Origin of the sequence: Variovorax sp. 160MFSha2.1 (genome assembly GCF_048305075.1) — a bacterium.
Taxonomy (GTDB): domain Bacteria; phylum Pseudomonadota; class Gammaproteobacteria; order Burkholderiales; family Burkholderiaceae_C; genus Variovorax; species Variovorax guangxiensis.
Genome location: NZ_CP157624.1, coordinates 4,500,353 through 4,513,889 on the forward strand (window position 1 = coordinate 4,500,353; position 13,537 = coordinate 4,513,889).

Sequence of the window (13,537 nt, forward strand, 5' to 3'; positions counted from 1 at the left end):
GTGAATCCGGTCGCTTTCAGTATGCCGCCCGGCAGTGAGCGTTCGGCCGCTTGCGTATGATTTGCCGCTCTTCGCCTACATGACCATCCCCGCTTCTTTCATCCAGGAACTCATCGCGCGCGCCGATGTGGTCGAGGTCGTCGGCCGCTATGTGCAGCTCAAGAAGGCCGGCGCCAATTTCATGGGCCTGTGCCCGTTCCACGGCGAGAAATCGCCCTCCTTCTCCGTCAGCCCGACCAAGCAGTTCTATCACTGCTTCGGCTGCGGAGCGCACGGCAACGCCATCGGCTTCCTGATCGAACATGGGGGCATGGGCTTCGTCGAGGCGGTCCACGACCTGGCCGGCCAGTACGGCCTGCAGGTGCCCGAGGACGACGTCTCCCCCGCAGAGCGCGCCCGCGCCGCCAGCCAGCGCCAGAAGCAGGCCACGCTGACCGATGTGCTCGAGAAGGCCGGCGACGCCTACCGCAAGCACCTGCGGCAGGCGCCCGGCGCCATCGAATACCTGAAAGGCCGCGGCGTCTCGGGCGAAGTGGCCAAGCAGTTCGGCATCGGCTATGCGCCGGCAGGCTGGCGCGCGCTGGCCAGCGTCTTCCCCGACTACGACGACCCGCTGCTCGCCGAGAGCGGGCTGGTGATCGTCAACAACGAGGAAGGCAAGCTCAGCGAGGAAGAAGCCAAGCGCTACGACCGCTTCCGCGACCGCGTGATGTTCCCGATCCGCAACGTGAAGGGCGAATGCATCGGCTTCGGCGGCCGCGTGCTGGGCGACGAGAAGCCCAAGTACCTGAATTCGCCCGAAACACCCGTGTTCAGCAAGGGCCGCGAGCTCTACGGCCTCTACGAAGCCCGCGCTGCCTTCCGCGACAAGGGCTATGCGCTGGTCACCGAGGGCTACATGGACGTGGTGGCGCTGGCGCAGCTCGGGTTTCCGAACGCGGTGGCCACGCTGGGCACGGCCTGCACCACGGACCACGTGCAGAAGCTATTCCGCTTCACCGAGTCGGTGGTGTTCAGCTTCGACGGCGACGCCGCCGGCCGCCGCGCCGCGCGCAAGGCGCTCGACGGCGCCCTGCCCTATGCCACCGACGTACGCAGCATCAAGTTCCTGTTCCTGCCGGCGGAGCACGATCCCGACAGCTTCATCCGCGAGCACGGCGCCGAGGCCTTCGCCCGCTTCGTCAACGAGGCCACGCCGCTGTCGCGCTTCATGATCGAGGCCGCCCGCGAAGGCTGCGACCTGACCACCGCCGAGGGCCGCGCCCACATGACGAGCAACGTGCGCCCGCTCTGGAGCGCCATGCCCGACGGGGCGCTCAAGCGGCAGTTGCTGAGCGAAATCGCGACGCTGGTGCAGCTGGACGCGCCGGCGCTGTCGGAGCTGTGGGCCTCCACACCCGGTCCGCGCAAGGCCGGCGGCGGGCCCGCGCAGCAGCAGCAGCGTCGCCACGACGAGCCTCCGAACTACGGCGACGGTGGCGCGGACGACTACTACCCCGACATGCCGCCGCCACAGGACTACGAACCTGCGCGCTACGAAAACGATAGCAAACCCAAGTTCCAGCAGCGCAAGTTCACGGGCAAGGGCGGCAAGCGCTGGGGCGGCAAGTTCGAGGAGCCGATCGAGCCCCTGCGCGGCCGTGGCACGCCGCCCAGCCGGCCGGACGTGGCGGTTCGGCTGCTGCTGTCGAACATGGCGCAGTGGGAGGCGCTGTCGCACGAGCTCCACGTGATGCTGTGCGACCTGCCGGGCCAGCACGGCGCCCTCTTCACGTGGCTCGACAGCCAGTTGCACGAGCACGGCGTCCAGCCCTGGGCGGCCCTGCGCGAAGGCCTGCGCGGCCTCGAATTCGAGCCGCTGGCCGAGCGGCTGATGTCCGTCGCCGAAGCCGGGCCCGTTCCCGAGGGAGAAGAAGCGCAACACCTGGCCGATGCCGCCCGGGAGCTTGCCAGCGTGCTCGACTTCATGCTCGAGGAACTCTTGAAAAAGCAGGAAAACGAGGCAATTGCGGCTTTCGGGAAAGACCCGGACGCGCCGAACCGTTTCAGGGCAATTCAGGCAAGGCGGCTCGAATTGCGCGCCAGATTGCGCTCCTCGGGCTCAGAAACTGCTTGAAATTTGCGCAACACGCTATAATGTAGGGCTTCGCAATTGGCGAAATATAGGCAAGAGCGACAGCAGCACCTCCGGGCCGACCCCTAGCGCAATGCACTCCAACGGTAGATTCCGGCGGAAAGGGTCAATAACCGCAAGGACTGCACACCAAATGTTCGCCCGACATCTTGCCTGTTGAGGAATCACTTCCTCTTTCCCATTTGTTTCCAGTCCGTGCCTGTGCACGGGCTTGGTGGCGCCGTCCGCATGACGGTGCGCCTGTGATTCCGCTTGTCTTTTCTTGCCGTAACGAGGTCGTATGCCCAGTTCAAAGAAGCCTGCTCCTTCACTTGCAAAAAGCGTCGCCACCAAGCCCGCAGCAGAAAAACCGTTGAAAGCCGGTGCGAAACCGGCAACCAAGACGGCCGCCGCCGCATCCAAATCGGCCGCCGCTACGAAAGTGAAAACCGTGCCCACGAAATCGACCTCCCTCGAAGATCCCAAGAAGGCCGCCGCCCCGGCCGCCAAGAAGGTCGGCCGCCCGCCCAAGGCCGCCGGAACCGCGTCGGCCACCACCGGCGCCAAGCGCGGCCGCAAGCCCAAGGCCGACAAGGAAGCCCCCGAGAGCGACATCGACCTGTCGGACATCGAGGACGACCTGGCGGGTGACGAGCCCGCGGCTGCGGCGACCGAAGAGAAGGTCAAGCCGCTTCGCATGAAGATCAGCAAGGCGAAGGAACGCGCCTTGATGAAGGAGTTCGGTCTCGACGAGACCGTGCTCTCCGAAGAAGACCTGGCCAAGCGCCGCTCGCGCCTGAAGACCCTGATCACGCTGGGCAAGACCCGCGGCTACCTCACGCACGGCGAAATCTCCGACCACCTTCCCGACAAGCTGGTCGACGCCGAGACCATGGAAGTCGTGGTCACCATGCTCAACGACATGGGCGTGGCGGTGTACGAGCAGACGCCCGACGCCGAGACCCTGCTGCTGAACAACACCGCGCCCACTGCCACCACGGTGGAAGAAGCCGAGGAAGAAGCCGAAGCCGCGCTCTCCACGGTGGACAGCGAATTCGGCCGCACCACCGACCCGGTGCGCATGTACATGCGCGAGATGGGCACGGTCGAGCTGCTGACGCGCGAAGGCGAAATCGAGATCGCCAAGCGCATCGAAGGCGGCCTGATGGCCATGATGGAGGCCATCTCGGCCTCCCCCGCCACCATCGCCGAGATCCTGCGCCTGGCCGGCGAGATCCGTGAAGGCAAGGTCGTCATCTCGACCATCGTCGACGGTTTCTCCAACCCCAACGAGGCCGACGACTACGTTGCCGAGGAAGACTTCGACGAATTCGACGAGGAAGACGACGACGACGGCAAGGGCGGCTCCAAGGCGCTCACCAAGAAGCTGGAAGAGCTCAAGAACGAGGCCCTCTCGCGCTTCGACCGCATCGCCGAGCTGTTCGAGAAGATCCACAAGATCTACGAGAAGGAGGGCTACGGCACGCCGGCGTACGCCAAGGCCCAGCAGGCCGTGTCCGACGAGTTGATGACCATCCGCTTCACCGCCCGCACCATCGAGAAGCTGTGCGACCTGGTGCGCACGCAGGTGGACGACGTGCGCAAGAAGGAACGCGAGCTGCGCCGCATCATCGTGGACAAGTGCGGCTTCCCGCAGGACGAGTTCATCCGCGACTTCAGCGGCTACGACAAGAACGGCAACCGCATCGCCTCCAACCTGCTGAACCTGAAGTGGGTCGAGAAGCAGGCCGCCGCCGGCAAGCCCTGGAGCTCGGTGCTCGCGCGCAACATTCCGCCGGTGCAGGAACTGCAGCAGAAGCTTGCCGACATCCAGTCGCGCGTGGTGGTGCCGCTTTCGGAGCTGAAGGACATCAACAAACGCATGAACGAGGGCGAATCGTCCTCGCGCGACGCCAAGAAGGAAATGATCGAGGCCAACCTGCGCCTCGTGATCTCCATCGCCAAGAAGTACACGAACCGCGGCCTGCAGTTCCTCGACCTGATCCAGGAAGGCAACATCGGCCTGATGAAGGCGGTCGACAAGTTCGAATACCGTCGCGGCTACAAATTCTCGACTTACGCGACGTGGTGGATCCGCCAGGCCATCACCCGCTCGATCGCCGACCAGGCGCGCACCATCCGCATCCCGGTGCACATGATCGAGACGATCAACAAGATGAACCGCATCTCGCGCCAGCATCTGCAGGAGTTCGGCTTCGAGCCCGACGCCGGCATCCTGGCCGCCAAGATGGAGATCCCGGAAGACAAGATCCGCAAGATCATGAAGATCGCGAAGGAGCCGATCTCGATGGAAACCCCCATCGGTGACGACGACGATTCGCACCTGGGCGACTTCATCGAGGACAGCAGCAACACGGCTCCGATCGAGGCCGCGATGCAGGCCGGCCTGCGCGACGTGGTCAAGGACATCCTCGACAGCCTCACGCCGCGCGAAGCCAAGGTGCTGCGCATGCGCTTCGGCATCGAGATGAGCACGGACCACACGCTGGAAGAAGTCGGCAAGCAGTTCGACGTGACCCGCGAGCGCATCCGCCAGATCGAGGCGAAGGCCCTGCGCAAGCTCAAGCATCCGTCGCGTTCGGACAAGCTGCGCAGCTTTATTGATACGCTCTGATCCGGTCTCCCGGTATTTCCCCGACGAGGAGGCGCCCGCAAGGGCGCTTTCTTTTTTGGTACTCGCAAGACTCGCATAAGAAGAATGGAGCAAACCTCACCATGAATCCCGATGCAGACAAACTCTGGCAGGCCCCGCGCTGGGCGCTTGCCGTGCTGCTCGCCGTGCTGGGCATGCTCGGGCCCTTCTCCATCGACACCTACATCCCGGCCTTCTCCGGCATCGCGCAGTCCATCGGCGCGACGCCGGCCGAGATGCAGCAGACGCTGTCGGCCTACCTTTTCGGCTTCGCGTTCATGAACCTGTTCCACGGCGCGCTGTCCGACAGCTTCGGCCGCCGCCCCGTCGTGCTGTGGGGGCTGGCGGTGTTCACGCTGGCCTCGCTGGGCTGCGCGCTCTCGCAGAACATCACGCAGCTGGTGCTGTTCCGGGGGCTGCAGGGCCTGTCGACCGGTGCCGGCATCGTGGTCTCGCGCGCGGTGATCCGCGACATGTTCCCGCCGGCCGAGGCACAGCGGGTGATGAGCCAGGTCACGATCTACTTCGGCGTGGCGCCGGCCATCGCGCCCATCGTGGGCGGCTTCCTCTTCGTGCACGCGGGCTGGCACGCGGTGTTCTGGTTCCTGGTGGCGGTGGGCGTGGCGCTGTTCGCGGCCAACTACAAACTGCTGCCGGAGACGCTGCACAAGGACCACCGCCAGCCCTTCCAGGTGCGCCACCTGATGCGCGGCTACTGGAGCCTGTGCTCCGACCCGCGCTTTCTGCTGCTGGCCTTCGCCAGCGGCGTGCCCTTCAATGGCATGTTCCTCTACGTGCTGGCCGCGCCCGCCTTCCTGGGCGACCACCTCGCGCTGCAGCCTCAGCAGTTCTTCTGGTTCTTCCTGCTGACCATCGGCGGCATCATGCTCGGCGCGCGCGCCAGCGGGCGCATGGCCGGCAAGGTGGCGCCCAAGCGGCAGATCCGCGACGGCTTCGTGATCATGCTGGCCACCTCTGTGGTCAACGTGGTGGCCAACACCTTCTTCCACGCACACGTGGCGTGGGCGCTTTGGCCGCTGGCGGTGTTCGCCTTCGGCTGGGCGCTGATGGTGCCGGTGGTCACGCTGCTGGTGCTCGACCTGCACCCCGAGCGCCGCGGCATGGCCTCGTCGCTGCAGGCGGTGATCGGCTCCACCGCCAACGGCATCGTGGCCGGCGCGGTGGCGCCGCTGGTGATGCACTCCACGCTCGCGCTGGCGCTGACCTCCATGGGCATGCTCGCCATCGGGCTGGTCGCCTGGGTGTGGCTGCACGGCCGCTGGCCGGACATTGGGCGCAAGGTGGCGCACGAGGGCTGAGAACATGCGCTTCGCAGCCCTCCTCACCCACGCGCGCGCCTGGCTGCCGGGCCGCACCACCGTCGACGCGCGCGAGCGGCTGCGCGCCGTCCTGGGCGCGGGCATCGGCCTGCTGGTGGCCGCGCTGCTGTCGCACTGGCTGGCCGGGCCGCTGCACGCCTCGGTCTGGCTGATCGCGCCGCTGGGCGCCAGCGCCGTGCTGGTTTTCGCGGTGCCGGCGAGTCCGCTCGCGCAGCCCTGGTCGGTGATCGGCGGCAACACGCTCTCGGCGGTGGTCGGCATCGCGGCGGCCAACTGGATTCCCCAGCCCGAGCTGGCCGCCGCCGTCGCGGTGGCGGGCGCCATCGGCCTGATGTTCAGCGCGCGCTGCCTGCACCCGCCCGGCGGCGCGGCAGCGCTGCTGGCGGTGCTGACCCACACCACGCATTTCTCGTCGGCCCTCTTTCCGTTCTTCACCAACTCGCTGCTGCTGGTGCTGGCCGGCGTGGCCTACAACACGCTGACCGGGCGGCGCTATCCGCACGTGCAGGTCGCCGCGCGCCCGCCGGGCTCCGATGCGCGCTTCAGCCAGGCCGACATCGACGCCGTGCTCGCCCGCTACAACCAGGTGCTGGACATCAGCCGCGACGACCTCGAATCGCTGATCCGGGAGACCGAGCTGGAGTCGTACAAGCGCCGGCTGGGCACGCTGAGCTGCGCGGACATCATGTCCAACGTGCCGATCTCGGTGGAGTTCGGCACACCGCTGCAGGAAGCCTGGGCGCTGATGCACGAGCGCCGCATCAAGGCCCTGCCCGTCACCGACCGCACGCGCCGCGTGGTGGGCATCGTCACGCAGGCCGACTTCTTCCGCCAGCTCGACCTGCAGCACCACGAAGGCATCGCCGCCAAGCTGCGCGACCTGATCCGCGCCACCCGCACCGTGATGTCGAGCAAGCCCGAAGTGGTGGGCCAGATCATGACGCGCCAGGTGCGCGTGGCCAGCGCCGACCGGCCCGTGGTCGACCTGGTGCCGCTGTTCTCCGAGGGCGGCCACCACCACATTCCCATCATCGACGACGAAAAGCGGCTGGCCGGCATGATCACCCAGTCGGACTTCGTGCGCGCCCTCTACCGCGCCGTGCGGCCCGAACCCAACTGAAGCGAAAGGAGCACGCGCATGGCGTGGATCGTGTTGTTCATCGCGGGCCTGCTCGAAACGGGCTGGGCCATCGGCCTCAAGTACACCGAGGGGTTCACGAAGCTCTGGCCCTCGGTGGGCACCGCGATCTCGATGGTGCTCAGCGTGGTGCTGCTGGGCTGGGCGATGCGCTCGCTGCCCGTGGGCACGGCCTACGCGGTGTGGACCGGCATCGGCGCGGTGGGCACCGTGGCCCTGGGCATCGTGCTGTTCGGCGAGCCTGCCAACGCAGCGCGGCTCGTGTGTGTCGCGCTGATCGTGGCCGGCATCATCGGGCTCAAGTTCACGAGCCAGGGTTGAGTTCTTCTTCCCTTCCCGCCTACTCGACCGTCACGTTCGCCTTCTTCACCAGCGCCGCGTAGCGGGCCGCCTCGCTGCGGAAATAGCCGGCGGCCTGCTCGGGCGTGGTGGGCCTGACGACATTGCCCTGCTTGTCCATCGCCTCGCGCACCTCGGCGCTGGAAAAAGCCGCGACCACGGCGGCATGGATGCGGGCGACGTCCGCCGGCTGCATCTTCGCCGGCCCGATCAGCGCGAACCAGCCCTCGACCGCGTAGTTCGGCAGCCCCTGCTCGGCGATGGTCGGAATGTCCGGCGCGGCCGGCGAGCGCTGCGCGCCGCACAGGCCGATGGCGCGCAGCGCGCCGCTCTTGATGTGCGACTGCACCGCCGGCAGCGCCACCACGCCCAGCTCGACCTGGCCGCCGATCATGTCCGTCATCATCGGCCCGGTGCCCTTGTACGGAATGTGCCGCGCATTCACGCCGGCCTCGTCCATGAACATCTCGCCCGCCAGATGGATGATGGTGCCGTTGCCCGACGAGGCGTAGTTGTAGGCGCCCGGCTTCGCGCGCAGCAGCGCGACCAGCTCGGGCACGTTCTTCGCCGGCAGCTTCGGGTTGGCCAGCAGCACCAGGGGCGTCGCGCCCACCACGCTGATCGGCGTGATGTCGTTGATCGCGTCGAAGGGCATCTTCCTGAACACCGCCGGGTTGATGACGTGGTTGTTCGACACCATGCCCAGCGTGAGCCCGTCCGGCGCCGCCTTGACGATGGCCGCCGCGCCGGTGATGCCGCCCGCACCCGGCAGGTTGTCGATCACCACCGGCTGGCCGAAGGCCTTGCCCAGCGCGGGCGCGGCGGCGCGCGCGATGGTGTCGACGCCCGAGCCCGCGCTGATCGGCAGGATCAGGCGAATGGGCTTGTCCGAACCCTGCGCGAACGCGGGGCATGCGGCCAGCGCGGCTGCGCTGGCGCCGAGGCCGAGCACCGCGCGGCGGTTCATCTTCAGGGGAGGCGTGTTCATCATGGTCTTGTCTCTCTTCTTTATGTTTCTGGAAAGGCGCCTTGCTCAGGCCACCGCCGACTCCGCATGCATCGCATCGACCTGCTCGCGCGCATAGCCCAACTCGGCCAGCAGCTCGCGGGTGTGCTCGCCCAGGGTCGGCGGGTGCAGCCGCACGCCGAGGCGCTCGCCACCCAGCGTGATCGGGAACAGCGTGGTCTGCGCCATCTCTCCGGCGCGCTCGCCGTCGGGCAGGCGGATGTCGGCAAGGCCGCCCGTGGCCTTCAGGTGCGGATCGGCGTAGAGGTCCTCGGGCCGCGTGATCGGCGCGAAAGGCAGGCCCTTCGCCTCGAAGATCGCCGACAGCTCCGCCGCCGAACGCTGCGCGAGGCGCTGGCGCAGGTCGGCCAGCAGCGTGGGGCGCATGCGCACGCGGTCGTTGTTGGTGGCCAGCGCCGGGTCGGCCTTCAGGTCGTCGAAGCCGAGTGCATCGCAGAAGGTCTTCCACTGCGCGTCGCTCACCGCCGCCAGGAAGATCTGCTCGCCGTCCTTCACGGTAAACACGTCGTACAGCGCCCAGGCCGAGATGCGCTCGGGCATCGGCGCTGCCGCCTGGCCGGTGATGGCGTACTGCAGCATGTGCTGGCCGACGAGGAACACGTTGTTCTCGAACAGCGCCGATTTCACCTCCTGCCCCTTGCCGGTCTGCATGCGCTGCATCAGAGCGGCGATCGCGCCGATGGCGCCGAACATGCCGCCCATGATGTCGTTCACGCTGGTGCCCGCGCGCAGCGGATCGCCGGGGCGGCCCGTCATGTAGGCGAGGCCGCCCATCATCTGCACCACCTCGTCGAGCGCGGTGCGGTGCTCGTAGGGGCCGGGCAGGAAGCCCGCGTGGTCCACGTACACGAGGCGCGGGTTGAGCTTGCCGAGCGCGGCGTAGCCCAGGCCGTACTTGTCCATGGTGCCGGGCTTGAAGTTCTGCGCGACCACGTCGGCGCTCACGCACAGCCGCAGCGCGGCCTCGAGCCCCTGCGGATTGCGCAGGTCGAGCGCGATGCTCTTCTTGTTGCGGTTGAACATCGGGAAGAAGCCCGCGCCCGCGCCCAGCAGGTGCCGCGTACGGTCGCCCTCGATGGGCTCGACCTTGATGACTTCCGCGCCCAGGTCGGCCAGCACCATGCCGCAGGTCGGCCCCATCACCATGTGCGTGAACTCGACCACGCGGATGCCGGCGAGCGGCAGGCGCTTCTGTTGCGTATCCGTCGTGCTCATGCCGCAACGCCTTCCATGGCCGTGAAAGTCTTCGGGAAACCCGCGCGCCACACCGTGCCCTGCAGCGTCTCGCCTTCGAGCCAGCCGGCCACGCGCCTGCGCAGGTCGAGCAGCTTCGGCAGGTCGACGCCGGTAGCGACGCCCATGCTCTCGAGCATGAAGACCAGGTCTTCGGTGTCGACGTTGCCGCTGGCGCCGGGCGCGTGCGGGCAGCCGCCGATGCCGGCGAGGCAGGCGTCGAAGCGCGTGATGCCGACTTCGAGCGCCGCATAGGCGTTCGCGAGCCCCATGCCGCGCGTGTCGTGGAAGTGGCCGCACCACAGCCGGTCGCCCGCAATGCGCAGGGCGCGCTCGAACAGGCTGCGCACCATCGCCGGATCGGCATAGCCCACGGTGTCGGCGAGGCTCACGCGGTCGGCGCCGGCGTCGAGCAGCGCCTGCATCAGCCGCAGCACCTCGTCGGGATCGACGTGGCCCTGCAGCGTGCAGCCGAAGGCCGTGCCCACGCCGCCGTCGATCAGCGTCTTGGAGCCCGCCGCATCGCGCGCCGCGCGGATGCGGCCGACCTCGGCCACCACCTCGTCGGGCGTCTTGCGCAGGTTGGCGAGGCTGTGCGCGTGGCTGGCCGACAGCGGCACCACCATCAGGTCGGCCCCGCCCTCGATGGCCCGCTCGGCGCCCTTGAGGTTGGGCACCAGCACCGAGGCGAAGAGCCCCGGCAGCGTCTTCGCGTAGGCCAGCAGCTCGGCCGTGTCGGCCAGCTGCGGCAGCAGGCGTGCCGGCACGAAGGAGCCGACCTCGATCTCGCGCTGGCCGGCGGCGTGCGCGTCGCGGATCCATTCGAGCTTGTTTTCGGTGGAAAGCACCCGCGCGATGCTCTGGAGGCCGTCGCGCAGGCCCACTTCGCGGACGACCGCGCGCGGCGGCAGGAAGGCGTGAATCAAGTCTTGTCTCCGTGGTGATGCTGGGTGATCCAGGCTAGGGCACCGATGGTAGGAGTTCCAATTCGATCCAGAAGGTATATTTTGGAAGCCATCTGATTCCAGAACGGAACATCATGAGAGACCTCGACCTGACCACCCTGCGGCTCTTCGTGGCCGTCTGCGAAACGCGCAGCATCGCGCGCGCCGGCGAACAGGCCGCCATCGTCGGCTCGGCCATCAGCAAGCGGCTGGCCCAGCTGGAGGAGACCGTCGGCACGCCGCTTTTGCTGCGCAAGCGCCGGGGCGTGGTGCCCACGCCGGCCGGGGAAACGCTGCTGGAGCACGCCCGCGCGATGCTCGGCAGCGTGAATCGCATCGAGCGCGACATGGCGGCCTACGCCGGAGGCGTGCGCGGGCATGTGCGCATCCTGGCCTCGGCATCGGTCATGGCCGAGTCGCTGGCCGAGGACGTGGCCGACTTCCTGCAGGCCCCGGCGCACCGCAATATCCGCGTCGACATGGAAGAGCGCGTGAGTCCCGAGATCGTGCGCGGCATCCGCGAGGGCAGCGCCTCCATCGGCCTGTGCTGGGACGCGGCCGACCTCGAAGGCCTGGAGCGGCGCGACTACCGCTGCGACCACCTCGCCATCGTGGCGCATCCCTCGCACCCGGTGGCGCAGCGCGAGAGCGTGCGCTTCGAGCAGGTGCTCGACCATGAATTCGTCGGCATGCCGGCGCTGAGCGCCGTGCAATTGATGCTGGCGCGCGAGGCGGCGGTGGCGGGCAAGCCGCTGGTCTACCGGGTGCTGGTGTCCAACTTCGACGCTGCGCTGCGCGTGGTGCGCGCCGGGTTGGCGATCAGCGTGGTGCCGGCCGAAGTGGCGCGGCCCTTCGCCGAAGCCTTCGGGCTGCGGCTGATGCCGCTGACCGACGCCTGGGCGCGGCGGCGCTTTGCGATCTGCTTCCGGGGCGACACGGAACTGTCGCCCTCGGCGCAGTTGCTGGTGGCGCATCTGGAACGCCGTGCCACGGACTGATTCGACCGAATTAGGAAACTATTCGTTGTGGATCGTCGGGTTTTTGTTTCGATTCGCGCAACCTAATATTCAAGGCATTCAGCGCTGTCACCCATCCACACACAGTCGAATCACACAGAGAAAGCCCGCCACCATGTTCCGCAGAACCCTCCTCTCCTCCGCCCTCGCCCTCGGTTTCAGCCTCACCGCCCAGGCCGCCCAGCCGCTCAAGCTCGAGGTGTACAACCCCGGCGCGAAATCGATGTTCCCCGTCTCCTCGGAGATCGTCACCGGCCAGACCGACGCGGTGCTCATCGACGCCCAGTTCCAGCGCAACGACGCCGAGGCGCTGGTGCAGAAGATCAAGGCCACGGGCAAGAAGCTCACCACGGTCTACATCAGCCACAGCGACCCCGACTACTACTTCGGCCTCGACGTGATCCAGGCCGCCTTCCCCGACGCGAAGATCGTCGCCACGCCGCAGACCGTGGCCGCCATCCAGGCCTCCAAGGATGGCAAGCTCGCGCACTGGGGCCCGGTCCTGAAGGACAACGCGCCCAAGGCACTGGTGGTGCCGCAGCCGCTGGCCGGCGACAGCATCGAGCTCGAGGGCCGCAAGATCCAGGTCGTCGGCCTCGACGGCCCCACTCCCGAACGCAGCTTCGCTTGGATTCCCTCGCTGAAGGCGGTGGTCGGCGGCATCCCCGTCTCGGCAAACATCCACGTGTGGGTGGCCGACACGCAGACGCCCGAGTCGCGCCGCGACTGGATCAGGACGCTGGGCCGCATCGAGGCGCTGCACCCGAAGACCGTGGTGCCCGGCCACTACCTGCCGAACGCGAACGGCAGCGCGCCCTACTCGCTCGCTTCGGTGAAGTTCACGCGCGATTACCTGAAGGCCTTCGAAGTCGAAGCCGCCAAGGCCAAGGACTCGGGCGCGCTCATCGCCGCGATGAAGAAGCGCTACCCGAAGCTGGAAGACGCCTCTTCGCTGGAACTCGGCGCGAAGGTCATCAAGGGAGAAATGAAATGGCCGCAATGAACGACGCACAAGGTGCAGGCGCGACGCTGCACTACATCTTCGACCCGCTGTGCGGCTGGTGCTATGCCGCCGCGCCACTGGTCGATGCGGCGCGCGAGGTGCCGGGCCTGAAGGTCGAGTTCCACGGCGGCGGCATGATGACCGGCGCCAACCGCCGGCCGATCACGCCGCAGTGGCGCGACTACGTGATGCCGCACGACCACCGCATCGCCGAAATGACCGGCCAGCCCTTCGGCGAGCGGTATTTCGAGGGACTGCTGCGCGACACCGGCGCGGTGATGGATTCCGAGCCGCCGACCACCGCCGTCCTCGCGGCCGAATCGCTGCGCCCGGGCGGCGGGCTGGACATGATCCACGCCCTGCAGCGCGCGCACTACGTCGATGGCCGCCGCATCGCCGATGTGGAAGTGCTGAAGGCGATCGCCGCCGAACTCGGCTTCGACGCACGGGCCTTCGCATCGGCTTTCGAGCGCCAGTCGGGCGAAGCCACCTCGCGCCACATCGCCGAGAGCCGTCAGTTCCTGCAGCGCGCGGGCGGCCAGGGCTTTCCCACCTTCGTGCTCGTGCAGCCCGACGGCAGCGCCGGCCGCGTCGACATCGGTCCCTGGCTCGGTCGTGCGGACGAATGGAAGGCGCAGCTTGCGAACGTGGCCGGGGCATCGAAGCCGGCCCCGGCAGCCACGGACGCCTCGGCGCCGGCCTGCGGGCCCGACGGCTGCGCCATCTGAGAG

The 13,537-nt window shown here is 67.9% G+C and carries 11 protein-coding genes and 1 pseudogene; 8 read left to right on the forward strand and 4 right to left on the reverse strand.

Annotated features, from left to right (window positions below):
• Positions 1–79 precede the first annotated feature (79 nt).
• A complete protein-coding gene (gene dnaG / locus ABL838_RS20510; RefSeq protein ID WP_418121645.1) occupies positions 80–2,116 on the forward strand; it encodes a DNA primase in 2,037 nt (678 codons plus the stop codon).
• Between the two features lie 15 nt (positions 2,117–2,131).
• On the opposite strand, the gene ABL838_RS20515 is transcribed toward dnaG, so the two are convergent.
• A complete protein-coding gene (locus tag ABL838_RS20515) occupies positions 2,132–2,572 on the reverse strand; it encodes a hypothetical protein (RefSeq protein WP_240650804.1) in 441 nt (146 codons plus the stop codon).
• On the opposite strand from ABL838_RS20515, the gene rpoD reads away from it, so the two are divergent.
• From rpoD to sugE, 4 genes are all read left to right on the forward strand, one after another.
• Entirely contained in the window at positions 2,565–4,748 is a 2,184-nt protein-coding gene (gene rpoD / locus ABL838_RS20520; protein ID WP_311737057.1) for an RNA polymerase sigma factor RpoD, read from the forward strand. The genes ABL838_RS20515 and rpoD overlap by 8 nt on opposite strands.
• A gap of 101 nt (positions 4,749–4,849) precedes the next feature.
• The gene (locus tag ABL838_RS20525) at positions 4,850–6,085 is read left to right on the forward strand and encodes a multidrug effflux MFS transporter (protein ID WP_126024917.1); all 1,236 of its coding nucleotides are present in this window, start codon (positions 4,850–4,852) and stop codon (positions 6,083–6,085) included.
• Positions 6,086–6,089: 4 nt separating this feature from the next.
• The gene (locus ABL838_RS20530; protein ID WP_369661561.1) at positions 6,090–7,226 is read left to right on the forward strand and encodes an HPP family protein; all 1,137 of its coding nucleotides are present in this window, start codon (positions 6,090–6,092) and stop codon (positions 7,224–7,226) included.
• Between the two features lie 18 nt (positions 7,227–7,244).
• Complete coding sequence (sugE, locus tag ABL838_RS20535) at positions 7,245–7,565, forward strand: quaternary ammonium compound efflux SMR transporter SugE (protein WP_126024915.1); 321 nt, start codon at positions 7,245–7,247, stop codon at positions 7,563–7,565.
• 19 nt (positions 7,566–7,584) lie between these two features.
• On the opposite strand, the gene ABL838_RS20540 is transcribed toward sugE, so the two are convergent.
• The 3 genes from ABL838_RS20540 to ABL838_RS20550 are packed head-to-tail and all read right to left on the reverse strand — an operon-like array spanning position 7,585 to position 10,769.
• Entirely contained in the window at positions 7,585–8,571 is a 987-nt protein-coding gene (locus ABL838_RS20540) for a tripartite tricarboxylate transporter substrate binding protein (RefSeq protein ID WP_418121646.1), read from the reverse strand.
• A gap of 45 nt (positions 8,572–8,616) precedes the next feature.
• Positions 8,617–9,825, reverse strand: coding sequence for a CaiB/BaiF CoA transferase family protein (locus ABL838_RS20545; RefSeq protein ID WP_418121647.1), 1,209 nt, complete (start codon positions 9,823–9,825; stop codon positions 8,617–8,619).
• Positions 9,822–10,769, reverse strand: a complete 948-nt coding sequence (locus ABL838_RS20550; RefSeq protein WP_418121648.1) for a hydroxymethylglutaryl-CoA lyase — start codon at positions 10,767–10,769, stop codon at positions 9,822–9,824. The genes ABL838_RS20545 and ABL838_RS20550 overlap by 4 nt, the downstream gene beginning before the upstream one ends.
• A 113-nt stretch (positions 10,770–10,882) precedes the next feature.
• On the opposite strand from ABL838_RS20550, the gene ABL838_RS20555 reads away from it, so the two are divergent.
• The 3 genes and pseudogenes from ABL838_RS20555 to ABL838_RS20565 all read left to right on the forward strand — a co-directional run bounded on the left by ABL838_RS20555 (position 10,883) and on the right by ABL838_RS20565 (position 13,534).
• Positions 10,883–11,785 (forward strand): LysR family transcriptional regulator, encoded by a 903-nt coding sequence (locus ABL838_RS20555; protein ID WP_418121649.1) that lies wholly within the window; start codon positions 10,883–10,885, stop codon positions 11,783–11,785.
• Between the two features lie 133 nt (positions 11,786–11,918).
• Positions 11,919–12,800, forward strand: a pseudogene (locus tag ABL838_RS20560) (MBL fold metallo-hydrolase); the annotation flags it as partial.
• Entirely contained in the window at positions 12,794–13,534 is a 741-nt protein-coding gene (locus ABL838_RS20565) for a DsbA family protein (protein ID WP_418121650.1), read from the forward strand. The pseudogene ABL838_RS20560 and the gene ABL838_RS20565, both read left to right, overlap by 7 nt.
• Positions 13,535–13,537 lie beyond the last annotated feature (3 nt).